The organism is Hylemonella sp. P2_B10, assembly GCF_056404875.1.
Genome location: NZ_JBFUDE010000003.1, coordinates 938,910 through 963,181, shown reverse-complemented (window position 1 = coordinate 963,181; position 24,272 = coordinate 938,910). Strand labels below are relative to the sequence as shown.

Genomic DNA, 24,272 nt, shown 5'->3' with positions numbered 1-24,272 from the left:
CCGCTCGGGTGCCGTTCTGGGTAAAGGCAGGCGCGCCCTAATCCTCCACAAACGCCTCTTCGCGCTTGGACTTGACGGCCGGCAGCAGCACGATGACCAACAGCAGCGCAGCGGCAACCAGCAGGCCGGCCGACAGCGGCCGCGTGACCAGCACGCTCCAGTCGCCGCGCGACAACAGCAGCGCGCGGCGCAGGTTTTCTTCCATCATCGGCCCCAGGATGAAGCCCAGCAGCAGCGGCGCCGGCTCCATGCCCAGCTTGTGGAACAGGTAGCCCACGAAGCCGAAGGCAGCCACCATCCAGATGTCGAAGGTGTTGTTGTTGGTGGTGTACACGCCAATGGCGCAGAACAGCACGATGGCGGGGAACAGCCAGCGGTAGGGCACGGTCAGCAGTTTGATCCACATGCCGATCAGCGGCAGGTTCAGGATGATCAGCATCAGGTTGCCAATCCACATCGAGGCGATCAGGCCCCAGAACAGCGCAGGGTTGCTGGTCATCACCTGCGGGCCGGGCTGGATGTTGTGGATGGTCATGGCACCCACCATCAGCGCCATCACGGCGTTGGGCGGTATGCCCAGCGTCAGCAAGGGGATGAAGGAGGTCTGCGCACCGGCGTTGTTGGCCGACTCGGGGGCTGCCACACCGCGGATGTTGCCCTTGCCGAACGGAATTTCGCCCGGCTTCGCCTTGACCTTCTTTTCCAGCGCGTAGGCAGCGAAGGAGGCCAGCAGTGCGCCGCCGCCGGGCAGGATGCCCAGCACCGAGCCCAGCGTGGTGCCGCGCAGCACGGCCGGCAGCATGTTCTTGAAATCCTCCTTGGTCGGCCACAGGCCTTGCACCTTGGCCGTGAACACCTCGCGGTGTTCCTCGGGCCGTGCTAGGTTGGCGATGATTTCGCCATAGCCGAACACGCCCATGGCAATGACCACGAAGCCTATGCCGTCGGTCAGCTCGGGGATGTCAAAGCTGTAGCGCGCCACGCCCGAGTTGACGTCGGTACCCACCAGGCCCAGCAACAGGCCCAGCACAATCATGGCAATGGCCTTGAGCAGCGAACCCGAAGCCAGCACCACGGCGCCGATCAGGCCCAGCACCATCAACGAGAAATACTCGGCCGGGCCGAACTTGAAGGCCAGCTCGGTCAGCGCCGGGGCAAAAGCCGCCAACAGCAGCGTGCCCACGCAGCCGGCAAAGAACGAACCCAGGCCGGCAGCGGCCAGCGCCGGACCGGCGCGACCCTGACGCGCCATCTGGTAACCGTCTATGCAGGTGACCACAGAGGACGATTCGCCCGGCAGGTTGACCAGGATGGCGGTGGTGGAGCCACCGTATTGCGCACCGTAGTAAATGCCGGCGAGCATGATCAGTGCCGACACCGGCGGCAGCGCGAAGGTGGCCGGCAACAGCATGGCGATGGTGGCCACCGGGCCGATGCCGGGCAACACCCCGATCAGCGTGCCCAGCATGCAACCGGTGAAGGCGTACAGCAGGTTCATTGGCGTGAAGGCCACGCCAAAGCCCAACGACAGATTGGCAATCAGATCCATGGTGGCCTCCTTAAGTACCGAGCATGGCCGGCCAGACCTGCAACTGCAATTTCAACAACTTGATGAACACCAGGTAACTCCCCACGGCCAGGATGCTGGCCAGGATCAGCACCTCCTTCAGCTTGAAGGTGCTGGCCGCAAAGGCCGCGATCAGTGTCAGCGCGTAAATGGCCACGATCAGGCCCATGCTGGGCAGGCCAATGCTGGGCAAACCGCCGAGCAGGACGCCAAAGCCCAAGTTGGCGGCAACGATGAAGCCCACCGGACGCCAGGCCCAGTTGCCGACCTTGTCGCCATCCTCGGTTTCTACCACCAGCGCCTTGAACATGATGACGCTACCCAGCACTGCCAGCAGCACGCCCAGCATCAGCGGGAAATAGCCCGGCCCCATGCGGGCGCCATTGCCCACCGTGTAGGTGGTGGCCCCCCACGCGAAGGCCACGCCAGCTGCCGTGTACAGCAGACCGGAGAAAAAGTCCTTTTGGCTCTTGATGTTCACAACACACGTCTCCTCGACAAACACAAACCCCCTATTGTCAACCCATTGTTAACGGCTGGGAGGCTGTAACAACCTGTGGATTTCACCTACAGACGCCGGCCAGGCGCACCCAACAGGTGCATCGCCCGACGGCCCTCGCGGCAGCTTATTGCAGCGGCGGCGTGGCCGCCAGCACCTCTTCAGCCACCGTCAGGCCCTCGGCCACACGCAACGCGCCGGCCAGGCGCAGCGGACGCATGCCGTCGGCAATGCACTGCTTGCGCAACGCGTCCACGTTGGTGTCCTTGGTGATCCTGGCCTTGGCGGCCTCGGACATCACCAACAACTCGTACAGGCCCATGCGGCCCATGAAACCGGTCATGCGGCAATCCACACAGCCCACCGGCTTGAACGGCTTGTAGCTGCCACTCAGTTGCCAGGGCTTGACCATCTCGGCCAGCGTTTCGCGTTGCGCCGCCTCATCGGGCTGCTTGCACTGCTTGCACAGCGTGCGAACCAGTCGCTGGGCCAGCACGCCCAGCACGGTGGCGTTGATCAGGTAAGGCGGTATGCCCAGCTCCTGCAGCCGGGTGATGGCCGAGGGCGCATCATTGGTGTGCAGCGTGGAGAACACCAGGTGGCCCGTCAACGCGGCCTGCACCGCCATCTCGGCCGTGACCAGGTCGCGGATTTCGCCCACCATGATGATGTCGGGGTCCTGGCGCATCAGCGCGCGCAGGCCTTCCGGGAAATTGAAGTCCAGCTGCGGCTGCACCTGCGTCTGGTTGAAGGCCGGCTCGATCATTTCAATCGGGTCTTCCACCGTGCTGACATTCACCTCCTCAGTGGCCACCCGCTTGAGCGTGGAGTACAGCGTGGTGGTCTTGCCCGAGCCGGTGGGACCGGTGACCAGCAGGATGCCGTAGGGGCGCTTGACCAGCGCTTCCCAGCGCTGCGCATCGTGCGCGGCAAAGCCCAGCGCATCCAGGTCCTTGACGGCGTTGTCGGGGTCGAAGATGCGCATCACCATCTTCTCGCCAAACGCGGTGGGCAGCGTGGAGATGCGCATCTCGATCTCATCGCCGCGCGGGTTGCGCGTCTTGATGCGGCCGTCCTGTGGGCGGCGCTTTTCCACCACGTCCATGCGTCCCAGCAACTTGATGCGCGCCGTCATGGCGTTGAGTACGCCCATGGGCATCTGGTACACCGGGTGCAGCACGCCGTCGATGCGGAAGCGGATCACCCCCTGCTCGCGCCGCGGCTCCAGGTGGATGTCGCTGGCGCGCTGGTCGAAGGCGTATTGCCACAGCCAGTCCACCACCTGCACCACGCCCTGGTCATTGGCGTCGAGCTGCTTGTTGCTCTTGCCCAATTCCACCAGTTGCTCAAAACTGGCGCCGCCGGCGTTGCCGCCGGCCTTTTGCGCCGCCCGCACCGACTTGGCCAAGGCGAAGAACTCGGCGGTGTAACGGTGGATGTCCTGCGGGTTGCTGACCACCCGGCGCACGGTGCGGCGGGTTTGCCGCTCCACCTCGTCCACCCAGCCGGTGATGAAGGGCTCGGCCGTGGCCACCACCACCTCGGAGGCGTTGAGTTGCACCGGCAGTATCTTGTGGCGTTCGGCATAGGCGGCGCTCATGGTGTCGGACACCTTGCCCACATCCACCTTCAGCGGGTCGATGCGCAGGTAGCTCAGGCCGCAGTGGCCAGCCAGCCACTGCGTCAGCAGCTCCAGGTCCAGCGGCTTCTCGTCGCTGGCGCGGCGCATGGCCACGCTGGCCAGGCGCACCAGCGGGTGCTGGGCGCTTTCGGCCTGCGAGCAGCGGGCGATGGTGCGCTGCGCTTCTTCCTCGCTGATCACGCCATCGGCGCGCAGCCATTCCACCAGCAGCCGCCAGTGCACCGGGCCGGAATGACTGCCCTTGTGCAACGCCTTGGATTTGATGGGGGTGCTCATGTCTCTCTCACAGTGTTCGGTGGCCTGGGCCTACGGTCTGCGCAACAACGCTCATGCCGCCACCGGCTTGAAAATGCGCAACCACTTGGCGGCGGGCAAACCCCATTGCTCGGCAATGTATTCGGCGCGCTGCGTCATCAGCGCCCGCTTGGGCGCGCCAGCCTGGCGCTGGGCCAGTACCACGGTGTTGCCCTCGCGCGTGGGCTTGAAGGCCCAGACCGCATCTTCGCCAAACGCGGCGGCAATCTTCTCCACGCTGCGCGGATAGCTGGACGCGCTGCCAAACAGGTTGACCGTCATGCAGCCGTCCTCGGTCAGCAGGCGGCGGCAATGTTGGTAGAACTCTGCGCTGTCCAGCACCGGCGCGGCGGCCTCCTGGTCGTACAAATCCACCTGCAAGGCGTCCACCGTGCCCCACCATTGGGGTTTCTGGATCTCCTGCGCGGCGTCGGCCAGCACCACCTGCAGCCGGGTGTTGTCGCGCGGCAGCTTGAACCAGTGGTGGCAGGCCGCCAGTACCTGAGGGTTCAACTCGATGGCGGTGGTGCGCATGCGCAACACCTTGCTGCAATACTTGGTCAGCGAGCCGGCGCCCAGGCCCAGCTGCATGGCCTGGCGCGTGCCGGCGCTGGTGGGGTCGACGAACAGCAGCCAGGCCATCATGCGCTGTATGTAGTCGTGCACCAGCACCAGCGGCGCGTCCACCAGCATGGAGCCCTGTATCCAGATGCTGCCCAAGTGCATGTGGCGCAGCGGGCCTTCGTCGGAGAAATTCACCTCCGGCAGTTCGTGGGTGGGTTTGCGTGGCATTGCAGCATTTATACCAGCAGCGCACTCAGCCGGGGCAGCGCGGCGCAGGCGTTGGCCGTGCTGGCCTGGGCCAAGGCGTCAGGCGTGATGCCGCGCAGCGCGGCCAGCTCGGCCCCGATGCGCGGCAACTCGGCCGGCTCGTTGCGGCCCTGCGGCTCACCGGCGGTGCGCTGCTCTGCGGTGCGGTACAGCCAGTGCGGCGGGATGTCGGGCGCGTCGGTCTCCAGCACCAGCGTCTCCAACGGCAAGGTGGCAGCCAGATGGCGCAGCTGCAACGCCCGCTCGTACGTCATGGCGCCGCCAAAGCCCAGCTTGAAGCCCAGGTCCACAAAGGCCCGGGCCTGCTGGTCGCTGCCGTTGAAGGCATGGGCAATGCCGTGCCAGCGCTCGCCCTGATCGCCGCGGCCCACCATGTCTCGCAGGCCCTTGAGCAAGCGGTCGGCGGAGCGGCGCACATGAAGCAGCACTGGCAGGCCATGCCTGCGCGCCAGCTTCAGTTGCTCGCGGTAGAAATGCTCCTGGCGTTGGGCCAGCGGACCGGTCTTCAGTTCCTCAATGAAGTAATCCAGCCCGATCTCGCCCACCGCCACCAGGCGGGGATCGTCGCGGTGCGCCGTCAGTTGCTCGTCCAGCGCCTGCAAATCCTCGTCGCGCGACTGCTTCACCAGCAACGGGTGTATGCCCAGCGCGTAGCTGTCGCCCAGGGCATGGGCCAGTTCGCGCACGGTGTCGAAGTTGACCACGCCCACCGCCGGGATCACGCAATGCACCACCCCCTGCGCGGCGGCGCGCGCACGCATGGCGGGCCGGTCGGACGCGAACTCGGGCGCGTCCAGGTGGCAATGGGTGTCTATCCAGCGCATGCTGAAGTCTATCCGCCAGCCGATAGCCCTTCGCCCATGCTATTCTTTTGCTGAACTGTTTTCGGAGCACCGCCCCATGGGAAAGACCCGGCTTGAAGCCTTCAGCGACGGCGTGCTGGCGATCATCATCACCATCATGGTGCTGGAGCTGAAGGTGCCGCATGGCGAAACGGTGGACGCCTTGAAGCCCTTGCTGCCGGTGTTCCTCAGCTACGTGCTGAGCTTCGCCTACGTGGGCATCTACTGGAACAACCACCACCACATGCTGCACGCCGTGCACCAGGTGACCGGCGGCGTGCTGTGGGCCAACCTGCACCTGCTGTTCTGGCTGTCGCTGGTGCCTTTCACCACCGGCTGGATGGGCGAAAACCACTTCACCAGCGCACCCACCGTGGCCTACGGCGTGGTGCTGTTCATGTCCGCCATCGCCTATTGGATCTTGCAGCAGACCATCATTAAATCGCAAGGGCCGGACTCGGTGCTGAAGAAGGCGGTGGGCGGCGACTGGAAAGGCAAGCTGTCCCCGGTGATCTACCTGCTGGCCATCGTGCTGGGCTGCTGGTGGCCGCAGCTGGCATTGGGGCTGTACGTGCTGGTGGCGCTGACCTGGTTCATCCCGGACCGGCGGATCGAGAACACCGTGGTGCACAAGGGCGGGTGATCTGTTGGCGGTTGCCGACGCCGCTGATGCGCGTGTGCAAGTGAGCCTGGCTTGTTCGCTGCCGACGCCGCTGGTGCGCGTGACTCCGCGAATGTCCCCCGGGCCTGCGGCCCTCCTCCTTGATTTCGCTACGTCACGCACCCCAGCGACATCGGGTGAATTGGCATACGCAACGCTTGTATTCGGGAACACCAGCATGCAAGCCAGGTTCGCCGATCAGGTCGATGCGGCACTCGGCGCAGCGGCATCAAGGAGGAGGCCCGAAGGGCCGGGGGACAGCCGCGGAGCCGAGTGCCGCGTCGGCATGATCTCGCCAATGACGTCTCACTGTGTCCGTGCGTTCGAGGGCGATGCTCAACCCAGCGCCTGCTCGAAATCCGCCAGCAGGTCGGCGCTGTCTTCCAGCCCCACGGACAACCGCACCATGCCGTCGCCAATGCCCATGCTGGCGCGCACCTCGGCACCGGCTTCCCAGAAGATGGTGGGCGCCACCGGGATGATCAGCGTGCGGGTGTCGCCCATGCCGGTGGCGGTGATGGGCACGCGCAATCGGTTGATGAAGGCCAGGCAGGCGTCCAGGTCGTGCAGCTCGAAGGACATCAACCACGAACCGGCGCCAAACAGCTGGCGCGCCAGCGCGTGCTGCGGGTGGCTTTCCAGCCATGGGTAGTTGACGCGGGCGATTGCCTTGTGCCCTTCCAGGAACCTGGCCAACGCCAGCGCGGTGGCACTGCTGTGCGCCACGCGCAGCGCAAGCGTCTCGGCGCCAATCGCAATCTGGTGCGCCTGCTCGGACGACAGCGAGCCGCCCATGTCGCGCAGGCCCTTCTTGCGGACCTGCTGCAGGCCCCACTGGCGGGCGTCGCCCTTGCGGTAGGCGGGGAAGATGTTGGGGTAGGCCTGCCAGTCGAACAGGCCGGTGTCGGTGACAGCGCCGCCCAGCGCCGCGCCGTGGCCGGCAATGGTCTTGGTCAGCGAGTTGACCACCAGCCCGGCGCCCACCGCCTTGGGGCGGAACAGCACCGGTGAGGTGATGGTGTTGTCCACCACGAACAGCAGCCCACGGTGGCGGCACAGCTCGCCAATGGCCACCAGGTCGGGCACCTGGGTGCCGGGGTTGGCTACGGTTTCGACGAACACCATGCGGGTGCGCGGCAGGATGGCGGCCTCCACATTGGCCACGGCCGTGGCGTCCACCATGGCCACACCCACGCTGAGGTCGCGCAGCGTGCCAAACAGGCTGTTGGTGTTGCCAAACACGTAGCGGCTGGAGACGATGTGGTCACCGGCGCGCAGCAAGGTGAAGAAGATGGCGCTGATGGCGGCCATGCCGGTGGCAAAGCACACCGAGCCCAGGCCCTGCTCCATCTGCGTGATCTTGGCCTCCAGCGCGGCGGTGGTGGGTGTGCCCTGGCGGGCATAGTTGAAGCCGCCTTTGAGCGTGCCCTGGAACACGCCTATCAGGTCTTCCACGCGCTCAAACCCATACTGCACCGAACTGTGGATGGGCTTGCGCGTGGCGCCATGCTCGGCGCCGAAGCGCCGGTCGCCGTGCACGATGTCGGTGGTGAAACCGGTGGTTGTGGGGTCCGTCATAGGTTCAATCGAGCGCCGTGCACGTTGTGGCCAGCGTGTTGGCCTTATTTTATTCCGGCCTCAATTGCCCTTGCACCAACCGCAGCCGGCGCTGGCAGCGCGCGGCCAGGCCTTCGTCGTGCGTGACCAGTACAAAAGCCGTGCCATGGGCGCGGGCGAGCTCCAGCATCAGCTCAAACACGCCGTCAGACGTGCCGCGGTCCAGGTTGCCGGTGGGCTCGTCGGCCAGCACGCAGTCGGGTCGCGTCACCAACGCGCGGGCAATGGCCACGCGCTGGCGCTCGCCGCCGGACAACTCGGACGGCCGGTGCGCCATGCGCTCTTTCAGGCCCACGGCGGCCAGTATGTCGGCGGCCACAGCAGCAGCCTCGGAGCGGGGCATGCGGCGCATCCACAGCGGCATGGCCACGTTCTCCTGCGCCGTGAACTCGGGCAGCAGGTGGTGGAATTGGTAGACGAAGCCCAGGTGCCGGTTGCGAAGCTGGCCCTGCTGGGCCGGGCTCAGCGCCGCCAGCGCCTGGCCGTGCAGCGTCACGCTGCCGCTGCTGGGCGCGTCCAACCCGCCCAGCAGGTGCAGCAGCGTGCTCTTGCCGGAACCGGAGGCGCCCACAATGGCCAGCGTTTCGCCGGCGTGCACCTGCAAATCCACGCCCTGCAGCACTTGCACGTCCAGCGGGCCTTCGGTGAAGCGCTTGCCCAAGCCCTGGGCCTGCAGCACGACCTTGTTGGTGTTGACCTCACTCATAGCGCAGCGCCTCGGCAGGGTTGACGCGGCTGGCGCGCCAACTGGGGTACAGCGTGGCCAGGAAGGCCAGCACCAGCGAGATCACCGCGATGGGCAGGATATCGGCCTGCTGCGGGTCACTGGGCATGCGGCTGATCAAATAGATGTCGCGCGGCAGGAAGCTGGTGTTCAGCAGCCGCTCCAGCGCCGGCACGATGACGTCGATGTTGTAGGCGATGCCCAGGCCCAGCAGCAGCCCCGACAGCGTGCCTATCACCCCCACCATGGCGCCCTGCACCACGAACACGCCCATGATGGAGCGCGGGCTGGCGCCCAGCGTGCGCAGGATGGCGATGTCAGCGCGCTTGTCGGTCACCGTCATCACCAGCGTGCTGACCAGGTTGAAGGCGGCCACGGCGACGATCAGCGTCAGGATGATGAACATCATGCGCTTTTCCAACTGCACGGCGGAGAACCAGGTGCGGTTCTGCTGCGTCCAGTCGCGCACCAGCAGTTCACCCGACAGTTTGACGGCCAATTGGGCCCGCACTTCGCGCGCCAATTGCAGGTCGCGCAACTTCAGCCGCAGGCCGGTGGGGCCCTCGACGCGGAAAATCTTGGCCGCGTCGTCAATGTGGACCATGGCCAGTGCCGAGTCGTACTCGTAGTGGCCGGAGTCGAACAGGCCGACCACCGTCATCTGCTTCAGGCGCGGCATCACACCGGCCGGCGTCACCTGGCCGCTGGGGGCCACCAGCGTCACCTTGTCTCCCTCACGCACGCCCATGGACCGCGCCAACTCGCCGCCCAGCACGATGCCGAACCCGCCAGCCTTCAGCCGCGCCAATGCCGTGTCCTTCAGGCTCATGGCCAGGTCGGTCACCTGGGGCTCCTGCGCCGGGTCGATGCCGCGCACGATGGCGCCTTTCATGTCCTCACCGCGCGCCAGCAAGGCCTGTGCGGCAATGAAGGGGGCGGCACCCACCACCTGCGCGTTGCTGCGCGCTTCGGCCAGGGTCTTGGCCGGGTCAGGCAGTGCCGTGCCATTGGGCGGGTAGATCTCGATGTGCGAGACCACGCCCAGCATGCGGTCGCGCACCTCCTTCTGGAAGCCGTTCATCACGCTGAGCACAATGATCAGCGCCGCCACCCCCAGCGCGATGCCCAGCATGGACACCCCGGAGATGAAGGAGATGAAGCCATTGCGCCGCGTGCCGCGGCCGGCGCGCGTGTAGCGCCAACCCACCAGCATTTCATACGGAATCTGCATCTTCAAGCCAAACAAACAGGACAAGCGATTATTCGCGAACGCGGCCACCCGGGCGGCACGCCAACTGTCACCGATTGTGACGGCAAATCGTCGTGGCCCCGGCTGCCCCCCGGCCATTGCGGGACAATGCCTGCATGCATGTGTTGATCGCGTTCGCGTTTTCTGACGACCCGGGGTGCCGCGCCGCATTGGACGGCTTGCCATTGCCCCACCTGACCCAGTTGCTGCGCCACATGGCACCGGTGGACAGTGTGCAGGGTGACGCCAGCAGCTGGTCACCCCCCCACGAGCGGGTGCTGGCCCGCGCGCTGGGCCTGGACGACCGTGATGGCCACATCCCCTGGGCGGCCTGGCAGGCCACGCAAGCCGGCGAGCCCCCCGGAACGGCCTGCGCCTGGATCACCCCCGCCAGCTGGCAGGTGGCGCGCGACCACATCCTGATGAGCGACCCGCAGCAGCTGCACCTCAACGCCGCGCAGGCCGGCACGTTGCTGGAGGCGATGCGCCCTTTTTTTGAGGAAGACGGCATCACACTGACGCTGGACACGCCGGCGCGCTGGCTGGCGCGCGGCGAGGTGTTCCGCGACCTGCCCAGCGCCTCGCTGGACCGGGTGGCCGGCCGCGACATCGCCGCCTGGATGCCCGCCGCCACCCAGGCGACCACATTGCGCCGGCTGCAAAGCGAGATGCAGATGCTGCTCTACACCCACCCGTTGACCGACGCGCGCCAGCAGCAGGGCCTGCCACCGGTGAACAGCTTCTGGGTCAGCGGCGCCGGGGCCCTGCCTGAAGGCTGGCAGCCCGCCGCAGCTGAGGCACCGTTGACACCGCGCGGCCTGGTCCAACCGGCTTTGCGCGGTGACTGGCCGGCCTGGCGCCAGGCCTGGCAAGCGTTGGATGCGCAGGAATGCCGGCAACTGCTGCAGCAAACGGAGCAAGGCCACGCCGCCACGCTGACACTGTGCGGCGAGCGCCAGGCCCGCACCTGGCAGCCCGCCAGGCAGGGCTGGCTGGCCAAGCTGGCCAGCAGTTGGCGCCAGCCCACGCTGCTGAGCCAGCTGGAGGCGCTGTGATGAAGATCAACGTGCGCGATGTGCCGCCGCGCGCCGCCTGGGCACTGGAACAGGCCGGCGTGCACCCGCTGCTGGCCCGCCTGTACGCCGCGCGCGGCGTGCAGAGCAAGGACGAGCTGGACGAAGGCTTGGGCCGGCTGCTGCCGCCCAGCGGCCTCAAGGGGGTGCAACAGGCCGCCGTGCTGCTGGCCGATGCCATTGCCGCCAACAAGGTGCTGTGCGTCGTGGCCGACTACGACTGCGATGGCGCCACCGCCTGTGCGGTGGGCGTGCGCGGCCTGCGCATGCTGGGCGCGCAACGGGTGGGTTACCTGGTGCCCGACCGCGTGGTGGACGGCTATGGCCTGACCCCGCCCATTGCCCTCCGCGTGAAGGACAGCGGCGCCGACGTGCTGATCACCGTGGACAATGGCATCGCCAGCCTGGAAGGGGTAGCGCAGGCCAAGGCGCTGGGCCTGCAGGTGCTGGTGACCGACCACCACCTGCCGGCCCCCGAGTTGCCCGAGGCCGACGTCATCGTCAACCCCAACCAGCCGGGCTGCGACTTTCAGAGCAAGAGCATGGCCGGCGTGGGGGTGATGTTCTACACGCTGCTGGCGCTGCGCGGCGAGCTGCGCCAGCGCGGCGTCTTCACCCTGGACAACCAACCCAAGCTGGACGCGCTGCTGCCCCTGGTGGCGCTGGGCACCGTGGCCGACGTGGTGAAGCTGGACGCCAACAACCGCCGCCTGGTGGCGCAAGGGTTGAGGCGCGTGCGCGCCCAGGCCATGCCGGCCGGCATGGCGGCGCTGTTTACCGCCAGCGGCCGCAAGGCGCAGGCGGCCACCACGTTTGACTTCGGCTTTGCCTTGGGCCCGCGCGTCAACGCCGCCGGCCGCCTGAGCGACATGACGCTGGGCATTGAATGCCTGCTGACCGATGACCCAGCCCGCGCGGATGAGCTGGCCCGGTTGCTGGACGGCATCAACCGCGAGCGGCGCGACATCGAAGGCGACATGCGCGACCAGGCCTTCGCGCTGGCCGAGACGCTGTTCCTAGAGGGCAGCGAGGCACCGCCGGCCGTCAGCGTGTTCGACCCCGACTTCCATGAAGGCGTGGTGGGCATCGTGGCCGGGCGCATCAAAGACAAGCTGCACCGCCCCACTTTTGTGTTCGCGCGCAGCAGGGCGCCGGGCAAGGAACATGAGCTCAAGGGCTCGGGCCGCTCGATTGCCGGCTTTCACCTGCGCGACGCGCTGGACCTGGTCAGCAAGCGCCACCCCGGCGTGCTGCTGCGCTTTGGCGGCCATGCGATGGCGGCTGGCTGCACCATCGCGCAGGAGCGCTTTGAGCAATTCGAGGCCGGTTTGCAGGCTGTGGCGCAGGAATGGCTGGATGCCGCCACGCTGACCCGCCGCATGGACACCGACGGCCCGCTGCACCCCGACTACCGACGCGTGGACCTGGTGGACACGTTGCACAAAGAGGTCTGGGGCCAGGGCTTCGCGCCGCCCACCTTCAGCGAGGAGCTGGAGGTGCTGTCACAACGCATCGTCGGCGAACGCCACCTGTCGCTGAAGCTGAAGCACCAAGGCCAGCCGGTGGACGGCATCTGGTTTGGCCACACCGAGCCTTTGCCCAGCAGGGTGGTGCTGGCGTTCCGCTTGGATGCGGACGAGTGGCAGGGCGTGCGGAAGGTAAAGTTCCTGATCGAAGGCGCGGAGATATAGCCCCCACGCTCCGCACTTCGTGTCGTCGCTGCCCCCCAAGGGGGCCACGTTTTGCCTTGGGGCGGCCCGGCGGCAAAACAACCCCTACGCTCCGCACGTCAACCCAGCAGTTCAAGCTCCGGCTGCAGCACCTCCACCGCATCACCGGCGCGGTAGGCAAAGCGCACCAGGGCCTTGTCGCCTGGCCGCACCGGCACGGTCTGCACCAGCGGCACCACCAGGTACTGGTTGAACCAATCCACACTGCGCTGGCCCGCCAGGTCCACCGCCACCACATTCTTGGTGATGAAACGCAGCGCGTTGACCTCGCCGGTCTGGGAAAAGATCAGCTCGCCCTGCCAGCCGCAGTCCATGGCCAGCGGCTGCTCGTAGCTGCCGTGCTGGTAGATCATCGGCATGCCCATTTGCACGGTGCGCGGCTGCTGGGTCAGCGGGTCTTGGAACAGCGGCACAGGCGCCCGGTAGCCATGGAAGTCATACGCCTGGGCCACCGGCTGCACCGCGTTGAAATAGGCCTCGGGCACAAAACGCGGCAATGGCGCACCAAAGCGCGCCAGGTAGCGCTGCTTGAAACCCTCGATGACGGCAAGTTGCTTCTCGCGCAGCATGCCCACGTGCAGCATCTCGCACACCACCACCTGCACCGGATGCGGCGGCAGGTAGTCCATGGCATCAGCTTCCACCACCGTGACGCGCTCCCCATGGGGGTTCATGGCCAGGAAGCGCCGGGCCTGCGCCACCAGCGCCGGGTTGCGCTCCACGCACAGCACGCTGGCGCCGCAGCGTGCCGCGAACCAGGACAGCACAGCGGTGCCGCCACCCAGTTCCAGCACCTGGTCGCCGGGCTGCACCACCAGTTGAATCGCCTGCTCAAAGGCGCCCATGCGCGCCTGGTCATTGAGCATGTTGTAGTGGTAGATCGGCGGGATGTACTGGCCCAGCGTGGATTCGTCGGCCGTGAGACTTCGCGGGATGGCGTCAAGCATGGTGAGCGGGGGGTTGTTGTCCGCCACTGTAGCCTCTTTTGTCGGCTGGTTTTGGGTGCCCAGGTAAAATCAGCCGGTGCCCTCCATCCTGAACGCCGACCTGCACTGCCACTCCGTTGTGTCAGACGGCACCCTGACGCCCGAGGCCCTGGCCACGCGCGCCCATGCCAACGGCGTGCAATTGTGGTCGCTGACCGACCACGACGAGATCGGCGGCCAGCACCGCGCCGCCGCCGCCGCCAAGGCGCTGGGCATGCGTTACCTGACCGGCGTGGAGATCTCCGTCACCTTTGCCGGCCAGACCGTGCACATCGTGGGCCTGGGTTTCGACGCCGACGACAGCAATTTGGCCCAAGGCCTGCGGCAGACCCGTGGCGGGCGTGGCCAGCGGGCGCAAGAAATGTCCGACGGCCTGGCCAAGGTGGGCATACACGACGCCTACGAGGGCGCGCTGAAGTATGTGGGCAACCCCGAATTGATTTCGCGCACCCATTTCGCCCGTTTTCTGGTCGAAAGCGGCGTGTGCAAGGAAACCGGCGACGTGTTCCGCAAGTACCTGACCGAGGGCAAGCCCGGCTTTGTGCCGCACCGCTGGGCCACGTTGGCCGACGCGGTGCGATGGATCACCGAGGCCGGCGGCTTGGCGGTGGTGGCGCACCCGGCGCGCTACAAGTTCACCGCCAACGAGGAATACGCGCTGTTCAGCGAATTCAAGGCCCATGGCGGCCAAGGGCTGGAGGTGGTGACCGGCAGCCACACGCCGGCCGAATACATCACCTATGGCGACGCGGCACTGGAGTTTGGCCTGGCAGCCTCGCGCGGCAGCGATTTCCACAGCCCTACCGAAAGCCATGTCGACCTGGGCACCTTGCCGCCACTCTCCGACAAGCTGACGCCCGTGTGGCAGTTGCTGGCCGGGCGCATCCAGTAAACCCATGTCCGTTCCCTGTTGCCGCAGCGGCGCGGCTGTGCTTGCTTTGCCCGGCTTCGCCCCCAACTGAATCCCCATGGCCCAGTACTTTGACATCCACCCCGACAACCCGCAGGCGCGGCTGCTGAAGCAGGCCGTGGCGCTGCTGGACCAGGGCGGCGTGCTGGCGCTGCCCACCGACTCCAGCTACGCCCTGGCCTGCCACCTGGACGACAAAACCGCCGCCGACACCCTGCGGCGCATACGCGGCGTCGACGACAAGCACCACCTGACGCTGCTGTGCCGCGACTTGAGCGAGCTGGCCAACTACGCGCGGGTGGACAACCGCCAGTACCGGCTGCTGAAATCCGCCACGCCCGGGCCCTACACCTTCATCCTGGAGGCTTCCAAGGAGGTGCCGCGCCGCCTGTCGCACCCGCAGCGCAAGACCATTGGGCTGCGCGTGCCCCGCCACAAGGCCTTGCAAGAGCTGCTGGCGCTGCACAATGCGCCGCTGCTCGCCACCACGCTGATCGCCCCCGGTGAGACCGAGCCGCTGAACGACGCGCAACTGATACGCGAGCGCTACGAACGCCAGATCGCCGGCGTGCTGGACGCCGGCGCCTGTCCGCGCCAGGCCACCACCGTGGTCGATTTCACCGGCGACGAGCCGGTGGTGGTGCGCGAAGGCGCCGGGCCGCTGGAAGCGCTGGGGCTGTGAGACCCGCCAACCCTTTGCCCAACCGTACGCCAACAATAAGTCAACGCCGTGGACTCCCAAGTCATCCAGAACATCCTGATCTTCGCCCTGCCGGTGCTGTTCGCTATCACCGTGCACGAGGCGGCCCACGGTTACGTGGCGCGCCATTTCGGCGACGACACCGCCTGGCGGCTGGGGCGGGTCACGCTGAACCCCTTCAAGCACATCGACCTGATGGGCACCATCGTGATGCCGTTGTTGCTGTACCTCAGTATCGGCATCCCGTTCGGTTACGCCAAGCCGGTGCCAGTCCGTTTTGGCAACCTGCACAAGCCCAAGCAGCAGATGGTCTGGGTGGCGCTGGCTGGCCCGCTGGCCAACCTGGTGATGGCGCTGTTTTGGGTCATGTTACTGGTGCTGCTGCACAAACTGGGCACGCAAGAGGCCTTCTTCCTGCTGATGTGCCAGGCCGGCCTGCTGGTCAACATGGGCATGTTCGCCTTCAACCTGTTTCCGCTGCCGCCGCTGGACGGCGGGCGGGTGCTGGTGGGGCTGCTGCCCATGCGGCAGGCCATCGCCGTCTCCCGTGTGGAGCCCTGGGGCATCTTCATCGTGCTGGGTCTGATCGTGATCGGCCGCTACACGCCGGTGAACCTGCTGGACCTGTGGATGCGCCCCATGATGGGCCTGGGCGAATTCGTGGTCGGTATCGCCGCGCTGCCGTGGCGGCTGTTGCTGGGCTGAGCCAGCGCAGGCATCGGGCCTAAAATTGGCCCATGAGCTCCTCGTCCGTCACATTGCGCCCCACCCCGCCAGTCACACGCTTCCTCACCGGTGTCACCCCCTCCGGCATGCCCCACCTGGGCAATTACGTGGGCGCGCTGCGCCCGGCCGTGCAGGCCAGCCGGACCGCCGGCACCGAACATTTCTATTTCCTGGCCGACTACCACGCGCTGATCAAGACCGATGATCCCGAGCGCGTGCGCCGCTCCACGCTGGAAATCGCGGCCTGCTGGCTGGCGCTGGGGCTGAACCCTGCGCACGTGGTGTTTTACCGCCAGTCCGACATCGCCGGCATTCCGGAGCTGACCTGGCTGCTGACCTGCGTCACCGGCAAAGGCGTGCTCAACCGGGCACACGCCTACAAGGCGGCGGTGGACAAGAACGTGGCCGCCGGTGCCGACACCGATGCGGATGTCACCGCCGGCCTGTTCATGTACCCGGTGCTGATGGCGGCGGACATCCTGATGTTCAACGCCCACAAGGTGCCGGTGGGGCGCGACCAGGTGCAGCACATCGAGATGGCGCGCGACATCGCCGCCAGCTTCAACCACCGCTATGGCGAGCACTTTGTGCTGCCCGAGGCGGCCATCGAAGAAACCGTGGCCCTGCTGCCCGGCCTGGACGGCCGCAAGATGAGCAAAAGCTACGACAACACCATTCCGCTGTTCACGCCGCGCGAGCAGTTGCGCAAGCTGATCGCCGGCATCAAAACCGATTCACGCGCGCCCGGCGAGCCCAAGGAGACGGAAGGCTCGGCGCTGTTCCAGATCTACGAGGCCTTTGCCAGCGCTGAGGAAACCACCGCGCTGCGCGCCGCCTTTGCGGCCGGCATCTCGTGGGCGGATGCCAAGCAGACGCTGTTCGAGCGCATTGACCGCGAGGTGGCGCCCCTGCGCGCCCGCTACGAGGCGCTGATGGCCAACCCGGCCGAGGTGGAGGCGATATTGCTGGCGGGCGCCCAGCGTGCGCAGGCGCTGTCGCAGCCCTTCATCGCCCGGCTGCGCCACGCCGTAGGCCTGCGCAGCCTGGCCGATGCCGCAGGGCCGGCGAAAGCGACCAAGGCCGCCAAGGCGGCGTTGCCCAGCTTCAAGCAGTACCGCGAAAGCGATGGCAAGTTTTATTTCAAGTTTGTCGATGCCACCGGCCGCCTGCTGCTGCAAAGCCCCGGCTTTGCAGCGCCCAAGGAGGCCGGCGCAATGATCGCGCAACTGCAGCGCGACCCGGCCGCCGCAGCCCACATGCCGCCGCCTGACGGCGTCAGCCCGGCCGACGTGCAGGCAGCACTGCAGCAGTTGCTGGAAGCCGCGCAGTAACGCAGCCCCGGCAACAAAAAAGGCCAGCCTTGCGGCTGGCCTTTTGCATGGACCTGGGCCTGCTCAGGGCTGGGCCAGGTAGGCCTTCAGGCTGGCGTACTGCGTGTCGCGGTAGCTGGCGCACAGGCGTATGGACTCCAGCGACTGCTGCAACGCGGCAGGGCCGCCTTCGTACTTGCCGGCCAGCGGGCCGAAGAACTTGTCCACCGCATCGGCTTGGGCCGTGGTGCACATGCCCATGAAGTAGCGCGGGAAGCCGGCCGGCGCGTCCTTGTACATGCGCGCGGCCAGCGCGTCGAAGTTGGTGGTCACAAAGGTGAACATGCCCTCGCGCGCCGCACTGCCGCCGCTGCGGGTGCGGGCGGCGTTCATCACTTCGCGGATGTCGTGCTCAGGCGCCAGCCACAGCTGGCGGCCGGCCGCGGCCAGTTCGGGCGAACGGAAGTTGCCCAGGGCGCCGTAGATGTCGGCGCGCTCGCGCCGGTCGGGGTTGTTCAGCACGGCTTTCACCAGCGCGTCAAAGTAGGCCCGGTCACCCTCCAGCGCGGCGGTGCGCAGCACCAGGCTGCGGTTGGCGGCGGGCAGCGCGCTGCGGTCCTGCAGCCACTTTTGCGCCAGCGCCTTGGCTTGCTCGCGCAGCTGCTTGTCCTGGCCCACGTCGGCCATCAGGCCCACCCAGCTACTGCGATTCAACCGGTCGTCGTCGGTGTCGCCGGGGCGCTCCAGCAGGCCCAGCTTGCGGGCCTTGTCGCCATAGGCACGCTGCCACAGCGCGGCGTAGGCGGGGCGCTCGGCAGGCTCCACCATGGTGTCAATGCGGGCGACGATGGTCAGGGCCGCATCCACCACCTCGCGCTGCGGGTGGGCGGCCTGGCGCGCCGCCATGGCCAGCGCGTCAGCCACCGGCAGGTCGCCCGATTCGGTCAGCGCCTGCGCGTCATCCAGGCCGGCCAGCAGCTCGTTGGCCGGCAGGTTTGCGGTGGCCATCAGCTTGGCCAGCTGGCCAGGTGCGTACACCGTGCGGTAGTAGCCCGAACCGTTGACATTGGCCTGCACCCAGGCCGGGCATGTGTCGCCCGGCAGCGCCAACTGGCCGGCGCTTTCTTTCAACAGCAGCTGCGCGGTGCCGGCCGGCGTGCGCACCGTCACCGGCACCCCCCACTTGGAGGCGCCCGGTGCCTGCACACCCTTGGGCAGAAAACGTGACTGGCTGAGCTTCAACACCGGCTTGCCGTCGCACACCAGTGACACGCTCAGGCGCGGAATGCCGGGCTGGTAGATGAAGCTCTTGAAGGCTGCATTCAGCTCGGCATCACCCTGCGTCATGGCGGCCACAAAGTCGTCGCCGGTGGCGTTGGCCCAGGCGTGCTTGGCCATGTAGCGGCGCACGCCGGCCTGGAACTTGGCCTCGCCCATCCAGGTTTCGAACATCGCCAGCACCGACTGGCCCTTGCCGTAACGAATGGCGGGGTTCTGGCCGTTCAGGTCTTGGTTGCTCGCTACCTTCTGGTGGATGGCGGTGGTGGACAGCAAACGGTCCACCTGCATGGCCCAGGCTCGCGAACCCGGCACCGTGCTGACGGCGGCGGTCTCGGGCGACACCTGCGCGGTGATCTTGTCGCCCATCCAGGAGGCGAAGGATTCGTTCAGCCACAGGTCATCCCACCAGGCCATGGTGACGTAGTCGCCAAACCACATGTGGGCCAGCTCATGCGCCTGCACCGACACCAGCGTGCGGCGGAAACGCACCGATTCCTCACCCGGCTTGGACAGGATGCTGAGCGACGAGAAGGTCACCAGGCCAGGGTTTTCCATGGCGGTGAAGTTCAACGTGATGGGCAGCGCCATCACGTCCAGCTTCTCGAACGGGTAGGGCATGCCGAAATAGGCTTCCAGCTTGTCGATGATGGCCGGCGTCATCTTGGCGGCGTAAGTGGCCTCGGCACCGCGACCGCGCGGCGTGATGAAGCGCACCGGCGTCTTCTTGGCACCGGCCGTGCCGCCGTCCAGGATGTCAAACGGGCCGATGCCGAAGGCCAGCAGGTAGGTGGGCAGCGGCTTGGTGGTCAGGAAATCGACGCGCTTTTGGCCATTGCCCAGCGGCGTTTCTTTCACCATGGGCGTGCTGGCCACGGCGGTCAGCTTCTCGGGAATGGTCAGCGACAGCGTGAAGGGGGTCTTCCAGCTCGGCTCGTCGAACGACGGGAAGGCACGCCGGGCGCTGATGTCCTCGAACTGCGTGAAGGCATACCAGTCGCTGCCCTCCTTCTGGCGGAACAGACCGGCGCTGTCCTTGTCCTCGATGCGACCGGTGAACACCAGCTTCAGCTGGGCCTTGCCGGCGGGGAAGGGCTTGTCGAATTCCAGGTCCAGCAAGTCAGGCGTGCGCTGGTTGGGCTTGGCGGTGAACTTGGCGCCACCGGCTTCCAGCACGGCCGAGCTGATGGTGATGTCCCGGGCGTTGAGCCGCACCACCTGGCCGGCCTTTTGCACATCTAGGGAGATGGTGGCTTCGCCGCTGTGCGTGGGCTGGGTGGGGTCCACCGTCAGCGCCAGCTGGTAGGCGGTGGGGTTGATGCCCGCCGGCAGGCGCATCGGCAGGGATGAGGTGTCGGTGGCGGCAACCGCGCTGAGCGCGAGCAGCCAGGACAATGCAAAACCAAAAACACGCTTCATCTGTGTCCTCGTGGGGGGTGGGTTGCGCCGGTGAGCGCTGGAAAATCGCAGCAGTTCGCGCCGGTGGACGCGAACCTTGAATGATAGCAAGCCAAAGGACGGTGTTCGGGGGCCTGGCAGCCTTCTGCTAGAATGCCAAGTTCGCTGGCCTACCCACACGGAGAAGTGGCAGAGTGGTCGAATGTACCTGACTCGAAATCAGGCGTAGGGGCGACCCTACCGTGGGTTCGAATCCCACCTTCTCCGCCAGCAACCCTTTTATACCTGCCCCGCCTCAGGCGTAGGTATCCAACAGAGAACCCGCCACCGCGCCCGCAGGCTTGACCTGCGGCGCCTCATTTTGCCGCTGCGCCTCGGCTGCCTGCTGCTTGCGCTGCTGTTCCAGCTGGTGCCTGTTTTGCAAAGCCTGTATCTGGGCCTGCACCGCCTGGATTTGCTGTTGCAGCAACTCCACCTGCTGCTGCTTGGCCTTGGCGTCCAGCGTGGTGGAAGTGGCCACGTCCTTCAACTGCTGCTGCAGCTTGGCGAGTTGCTTTTGCAGCGCGGCGATGTCGCTGCCGGAACCGCTCGCCGATGTGGAGGAAGAAGAGGACAGGTTGCTGATCTGCATACCCTCTCCATCGGCAGAACAGGGGCCCGGATTGAACCTCTTCAATCAGATTTACAGTTTCTACCCAATTGCAAACAATTGCCTCAGGCCGTCACCGCCCGGAACTTTGGCCCGCAGCCGGCACTCCACCTTGAGCAGCATCTTGGGCTAAACTGGCACCAGGGCCGCGCTGGCCCTGCCCTTTGGGGGCACATAGCTGCTTATAGAGGCTTTTTTGGACATGAAACCATCGGCGAAGACCCCCCCATCTGACCAGGATGCGGCCAACAACGCCGCGTCCGAAAGCAAACAGCCGCCTCCGCAGACGCATCACCTGTACGACCACCACGACCCGATACCGGTGCCTGAAGCGCATGAAAGCGACACCGAATCCGTCTGGGCACTGTTCAATGAGGCCGACAACCGCAAGCCACGCCGGCCACAGCCGGATGACGGCTTTGGCGCTACCGTGCCGGCGCCGCTGGAAGGCTTGGAGCCCCGCAAGGGCGATTTCGACGCCCCCACCGAGTATTCACCGCTGCTGTCGGATTTCGACCTCCCCACGCGGCATGCACCGCTGCCGGGCGGCTCCGGCTTCGACGACACCACCCGCGCGGCTGATCTGCATTCAGACTTTGACGCCCCCACGCAGGCTGCGCCGCTGGGCAAGCGCCCGCTGAAGCGCTGAAGAAACGCTTAGAGGCTCAGGGCTTCAGCAGCGCCACGCCACCCATGTAGGGCACCAGCGCTGGCGGCACCGTCACCGAGCCGTCGGCATTCTGGTAGTTCTCCAGCACCGCCACCAGCGTGCGGCCGACGGCCAGGCCAGAGCCGTTCAGGGTATGCACCAGTTCGTTCTTGCCCTGGGCGTTCTTGAAGCGCGCCTGCAGGCGTCGGGCCTGGAAGGCCTCGCAATTAGAGATGGAGCTGATCTCACGGTAGGTGTTTTGCGCCGGCAGCCACACCTCCAGGTCATAGGTCTTGGCTGAGCTGGGGCCCATGTCGCCCGTGCACAGCGACATCACGCGGTAGGGCAGGCCCAGCTTTTGCAGGATGGCCTCGGCGTGGCCCACCATGTCTTCGAGAGCGGCATAGCTGTGGTCCGGGTGTGCGATCTGCACCATCTCCACCTTGTCGAACTGGTGCTGGCGTATCATGCCGCGCGTGTCGCGGCCATAGCTGCCGGCTTCAGACCGGAAGCAAGGCGTGTGCGCCGTCAGCTTGATTGGCAACTCAGCCTCGGGCACCACCACATCACGCACGAAATTGGTCAGCGTGACCTCGCTGGTGGGGATCAGGTACAGCGCCGTGTGGTCGGGCTGCGCCTCGCCCTCCTGGCCACCCTTCTTGGCGGCGAACAGATCGCCCTCGAACTTGGGCAGCTGGCCGGTGCCGCGCAGCGTGTCGCCGTTGACGATGTAGGGCGTGTAGCACTCGGTGTAGCCGTGCTCGCCGGTCTGGGTGTCCAGCATGAAAGCCGCCAGCGCGCGGTGCAGCCGGGCCAGCTGGCCCTTCATCACCGTGAAGCGCGCGCCGGTGAGCTTGACGCCCATGTCAAAGTCCAGCCCCAGCGGCGTGCCCACGTCCACGTGGTCCTTGACGGCAAAGTCCACCGCCTTCGGCGTGCCCCAGGTGCGCACCACCACATTGCCGGCCTCGTCGGCGCCCACCGGCACGCTGTCGTGCGGCAGGTTGGGCACACCCAGCAGCAGCGCCTGCAGTTCGGCCTGGATCTGCTCCAGCCGGGCGGCGGAGGCTTCCAGCTCCCCCTTCAGGCCGGCCACCTCGGCCATGGCGGCGTCGGCCTCGGCCGCGCCCGCAGGGCCTTTGGCCTTCAACTGGCCGATCTGCTTGCTCAGGGCGTTGCGCCTGGCCTGCAGCTCTTCGGTGCGGGTCTGGATGGTCTTGCGCTCGGCTTCCAGCGCAGTGAAGGATTCCACGTTCAGGAAGGCTTGGGGCTTTTTGCGCGTTTCCAGGCGGCGCACCACCGAGTCCAGGTCTTTGCGGAGCAGATTGATGTCTAGCATGGCAGCAATTGTAGTTTTGGGCATGGCCGGCCTAGTGGGCAGGCCGGTCTAGGAAAGAGAGCGGCGAGAAGGCTCAGGAACTGGAGGAGCCTGCAAAGGCAGACAGCCCGTCCATCCGCAGCCCCTTGGGCAGAGGGAACTTGACGGTTTCCTCGATGCCATCCATCTTGCGCACCGACACCGCACCCAGCGCCTTGATGCGGTCGATCACCTGGCGCACCAGGATCTCCGGTGCCGAGGCGCCGGCCGTCAGGCCCACGCGCTGGCGGCCTTCGAACCACTCGGCCTGCAATTCCTCAGCACTGTCCACCATGTAGCTGGTGGTGCCCAGCTTGTCCGCCAGCTCGCGCAGCCGGTTGCTGTTGGAGCTGGTGGGGCTGCCCACCACAATGACAATGTCCACCTGCGGGCTGAGCAGCTTCACCGCGTCCTGGCGGTTCTGGGTGGCGTAGCAGATGTCCTGCTGCTTGGGCGCGCGGATGTTGGGGAAGCGGGCTTTGACGGCGGCGGCGATCTCGGCCGAATCGTCCACGCTCAGCGTGGTCTGCGTCACCACCGCCAGGCGCTCGGTCTGTGACGGCTGGATGAGGGCCACATCGGCCACTTCCTCCACCAGGTGGATGCCGCTGTCGAGCTGGCCCATGGTGCCTTCCACCTCGGGGTGGCCCTTGTGGCCGATCATGATGAACTCGTAGCCTTCCTTGTGCAGCTTGGCCACTTCCACATGCACCTTGGTCACCAGCGGACAGGTGGCGTCGAAAATCTGGAAACCCCGCGCGCGCGCTTCCTCCTGCACGGCGCGGCTGACACCGTGGGCCGAAAACACCAGCGTGGCGCCCGGCGGCACATCGGCCAGGTCTTCGATGAAGATGGCGCCCTTGGCCTTCAGGTCGTTGACCACATAGGTGTTGTGCACGATCTCATGGCGCACGTAAATGGGCGCGCCAAACTTGGCCAGCGCCCGCTCCACGATCTCGATGGCGCGGTCCACCCCGGCGCAAAAGCCGCGCGGCTCGGCCAGCAGGATGTCCTGGGGGCCGGTGGTCGTGCTGATGGCGGTCATCACAGCACCCCGATCACGTGCACTTCCAGCGTCACCGGCTGGCCGGCCAGCGGGTGGTTGAAGTCGAACAAAATGCCGTCCCCCTGCTCGCCACCGCCACCCACCTGCAGCACCGCGCCGGCGAAGTTGCCGCGCCCATCGGGCGTGGGGAACTGCACCACGTCGCCCACGTGGTATTGCGCGTCGGGGTCGCCCATGTCGCTCAGCAGCTTGCGCGCCACCCACTGTCGCATGTCGGGGTTGCGCTCGCCAAAGGCGGCGCCGGCGGGCAATGCCATGGTGGTGTGGGTGCCCTCGGGCAGGCCCAGCAGGTGCTCCTCGATGCCGGGCGACAGCTCACCGGTGCCCAGCGACAGCGTGGCCGGCTTGCCGCCAAAGGTGTTGACCAGGTCCCCCCCGGGGCCGGACAGGCGGTAATGCAGCGTCAAAAACGAGCCGGGCTGAACAATGGGGAGGGTGGATTCCTGGGCTTGCATAAAACTCTCGATAATTGCCATTGTAAAAACCTTGCAGGACAGACCCCATTTGCGCGACA

Annotated in this window: 22 protein-coding genes and 1 tRNA gene; 9 read left to right on the top strand and 14 right to left on the bottom strand. The window is 66.5% G+C overall.

Features of this window, described 5'->3' with window-relative positions; genetic code table 11:
• Window positions 1-37: 37 nt before the first annotated feature.
• The 5 genes from AC1DX2_RS16860 to AC1DX2_RS16840 form a co-directional block, all read right to left on the bottom strand.
• Window positions 38-1,549, bottom strand: a complete 1,512-nt coding sequence (locus tag AC1DX2_RS16860) for a tripartite tricarboxylate transporter permease (RefSeq protein ID WP_477197507.1) — start codon at window positions 1,547-1,549, stop codon at window positions 38-40.
• A 10-nt stretch (window positions 1,550-1,559) separates the two neighbouring features.
• On the bottom strand, window positions 1,560-2,048 hold the full coding sequence (locus AC1DX2_RS16855) for a tripartite tricarboxylate transporter TctB family protein (protein WP_477197506.1): 489 nt from the start codon (window positions 2,046-2,048) through the stop codon (window positions 1,560-1,562).
• A 145-nt stretch (window positions 2,049-2,193) separates the two neighbouring features.
• Window positions 2,194-3,984 carry a type IV pilus assembly ATPase TfpB gene (gene tfpB / locus AC1DX2_RS16850; RefSeq protein ID WP_477197505.1) on the bottom strand — a complete coding sequence of 597 codons (1,791 nt, stop codon included), beginning with the start codon at window positions 3,982-3,984 and terminating at the stop codon, window positions 2,194-2,196.
• Between the two features lie 51 nt (window positions 3,985-4,035).
• Window positions 4,036-4,794 (bottom strand): spermidine synthase, encoded by a 759-nt coding sequence (locus AC1DX2_RS16845; RefSeq protein WP_477197504.1) that lies wholly within the window; start codon window positions 4,792-4,794, stop codon window positions 4,036-4,038.
• Between the two features lie 8 nt (window positions 4,795-4,802).
• Window positions 4,803-5,657, bottom strand: coding sequence for a TatD family hydrolase (locus AC1DX2_RS16840; RefSeq protein ID WP_477197503.1), 855 nt, complete (start codon window positions 5,655-5,657; stop codon window positions 4,803-4,805).
• A 76-nt stretch (window positions 5,658-5,733) separates the two neighbouring features.
• On the opposite strand from AC1DX2_RS16840, the gene AC1DX2_RS16835 reads away from it, so the two are divergent.
• On the top strand, window positions 5,734-6,318 hold the full coding sequence (locus tag AC1DX2_RS16835) for a TMEM175 family protein (RefSeq protein ID WP_477197502.1): 585 nt from the start codon (window positions 5,734-5,736) through the stop codon (window positions 6,316-6,318).
• Between the two features lie 354 nt (window positions 6,319-6,672).
• On the opposite strand, the gene AC1DX2_RS16830 is transcribed toward AC1DX2_RS16835, so the two are convergent.
• Genes AC1DX2_RS16830 through AC1DX2_RS16820 form a run of 3 tightly spaced genes read right to left on the bottom strand, consistent with a single transcriptional unit; the run spans window position 6,673 to window position 9,908 of the window.
• Window positions 6,673-7,914, bottom strand: a complete 1,242-nt coding sequence (locus AC1DX2_RS16830; RefSeq protein WP_477197501.1) for a cystathionine gamma-synthase family protein — start codon at window positions 7,912-7,914, stop codon at window positions 6,673-6,675.
• Window positions 7,915-7,963: 49 nt separating this feature from the next.
• Window positions 7,964-8,659 carry a lipoprotein-releasing ABC transporter ATP-binding protein LolD gene (gene lolD / locus AC1DX2_RS16825; protein ID WP_477197500.1) on the bottom strand — a complete coding sequence of 232 codons (696 nt, stop codon included), beginning with the start codon at window positions 8,657-8,659 and terminating at the stop codon, window positions 7,964-7,966.
• A complete protein-coding gene (locus AC1DX2_RS16820) occupies window positions 8,652-9,908 on the bottom strand; it encodes a lipoprotein-releasing ABC transporter permease subunit (protein WP_477197715.1) in 1,257 nt (418 codons plus the stop codon). Before AC1DX2_RS16820 ends, lolD begins: the two co-directional genes overlap by 8 nt.
• Window positions 9,909-10,042: 134 nt before the next feature.
• On the opposite strand from AC1DX2_RS16820, the gene AC1DX2_RS16815 reads away from it, so the two are divergent.
• Window positions 10,043-10,981 (top strand): phosphoglycerate mutase, encoded by a 939-nt coding sequence (locus AC1DX2_RS16815; protein ID WP_477197499.1) that lies wholly within the window; start codon window positions 10,043-10,045, stop codon window positions 10,979-10,981.
• Entirely contained in the window at window positions 10,981-12,690 is a 1,710-nt protein-coding gene (recJ, locus tag AC1DX2_RS16810; RefSeq protein ID WP_477197498.1) for a single-stranded-DNA-specific exonuclease RecJ, read from the top strand. Before AC1DX2_RS16815 ends, recJ begins: the two co-directional genes overlap by 1 nt.
• Before the next feature lie 98 nt (window positions 12,691-12,788).
• Here recJ and AC1DX2_RS16805 read toward each other — a convergent pair whose 3' ends face one another.
• A complete protein-coding gene (locus AC1DX2_RS16805; protein WP_477197497.1) occupies window positions 12,789-13,676 on the bottom strand; it encodes a class I SAM-dependent methyltransferase in 888 nt (295 codons plus the stop codon).
• 76 nt (window positions 13,677-13,752) lie between these two features.
• Here AC1DX2_RS16805 and AC1DX2_RS16800 point away from each other — a divergent pair, with 76 nt between their 5' ends.
• From AC1DX2_RS16800 to AC1DX2_RS16785, 4 genes are all read left to right on the top strand, one after another.
• Window positions 13,753-14,607: a 3',5'-nucleoside bisphosphate phosphatase gene (locus tag AC1DX2_RS16800; protein ID WP_477197496.1), complete on the top strand. Its 855-nt coding sequence runs from the start codon at window positions 13,753-13,755 to the stop codon at window positions 14,605-14,607.
• Between the two features lie 76 nt (window positions 14,608-14,683).
• A complete protein-coding gene (locus AC1DX2_RS16795; RefSeq protein ID WP_477197495.1) occupies window positions 14,684-15,307 on the top strand; it encodes an L-threonylcarbamoyladenylate synthase in 624 nt (207 codons plus the stop codon).
• A gap of 48 nt (window positions 15,308-15,355) precedes the next feature.
• Complete coding sequence (locus AC1DX2_RS16790; RefSeq protein WP_477197494.1) at window positions 15,356-16,030, top strand: site-2 protease family protein; 675 nt, start codon at window positions 15,356-15,358, stop codon at window positions 16,028-16,030.
• A gap of 32 nt (window positions 16,031-16,062) precedes the next feature.
• A complete protein-coding gene (locus tag AC1DX2_RS16785) occupies window positions 16,063-17,382 on the top strand; it encodes a tryptophan--tRNA ligase (RefSeq protein ID WP_477197493.1) in 1,320 nt (439 codons plus the stop codon).
• 63 nt (window positions 17,383-17,445) lie between these two features.
• Here the strand turns inward: AC1DX2_RS16785 and AC1DX2_RS16780 are convergent, their stop codons facing one another.
• On the bottom strand, window positions 17,446-20,058 hold the full coding sequence (locus AC1DX2_RS16780; RefSeq protein ID WP_477197492.1) for a M1 family metallopeptidase: 2,613 nt from the start codon (window positions 20,056-20,058) through the stop codon (window positions 17,446-17,448).
• Window positions 20,059-20,217: 159 nt separating this feature from the next.
• Here AC1DX2_RS16780 and AC1DX2_RS16775 point away from each other — a divergent pair.
• Window positions 20,218-20,307: transfer RNA gene (locus AC1DX2_RS16775), tRNA-Ser, on the top strand.
• Between the two features lie 25 nt (window positions 20,308-20,332).
• Here AC1DX2_RS16775 and AC1DX2_RS16770 read toward each other — a convergent pair.
• Window positions 20,333-20,668, bottom strand: coding sequence for a FlxA-like family protein (locus AC1DX2_RS16770; protein WP_477197491.1), 336 nt, complete (start codon window positions 20,666-20,668; stop codon window positions 20,333-20,335).
• Window positions 20,669-20,888: 220 nt separating this feature from the next.
• On the opposite strand from AC1DX2_RS16770, the gene AC1DX2_RS16765 reads away from it, so the two are divergent.
• Window positions 20,889-21,335, top strand: coding sequence for a hypothetical protein (locus tag AC1DX2_RS16765; RefSeq protein WP_477197490.1), 447 nt, complete (start codon window positions 20,889-20,891; stop codon window positions 21,333-21,335).
• A 16-nt stretch (window positions 21,336-21,351) separates the two neighbouring features.
• Here the strand turns inward: AC1DX2_RS16765 and serS are convergent, their stop codons facing one another.
• From serS to AC1DX2_RS16750, 3 genes are all read right to left on the bottom strand, one after another.
• Window positions 21,352-22,674 (bottom strand): serine--tRNA ligase, encoded by a 1,323-nt coding sequence (serS, locus tag AC1DX2_RS16760; protein WP_477197489.1) that lies wholly within the window; start codon window positions 22,672-22,674, stop codon window positions 21,352-21,354.
• A gap of 73 nt (window positions 22,675-22,747) precedes the next feature.
• Window positions 22,748-23,737: a 4-hydroxy-3-methylbut-2-enyl diphosphate reductase gene (ispH, locus tag AC1DX2_RS16755; RefSeq protein ID WP_477197488.1), complete on the bottom strand. Its 990-nt coding sequence runs from the start codon at window positions 23,735-23,737 to the stop codon at window positions 22,748-22,750.
• Window positions 23,737-24,213 carry an FKBP-type peptidyl-prolyl cis-trans isomerase gene (locus tag AC1DX2_RS16750; protein ID WP_477197487.1) on the bottom strand — a complete coding sequence of 159 codons (477 nt, stop codon included), beginning with the start codon at window positions 24,211-24,213 and terminating at the stop codon, window positions 23,737-23,739. Before AC1DX2_RS16750 ends, ispH begins: the two co-directional genes overlap by 1 nt.
• Window positions 24,214-24,272 lie beyond the last annotated feature (59 nt).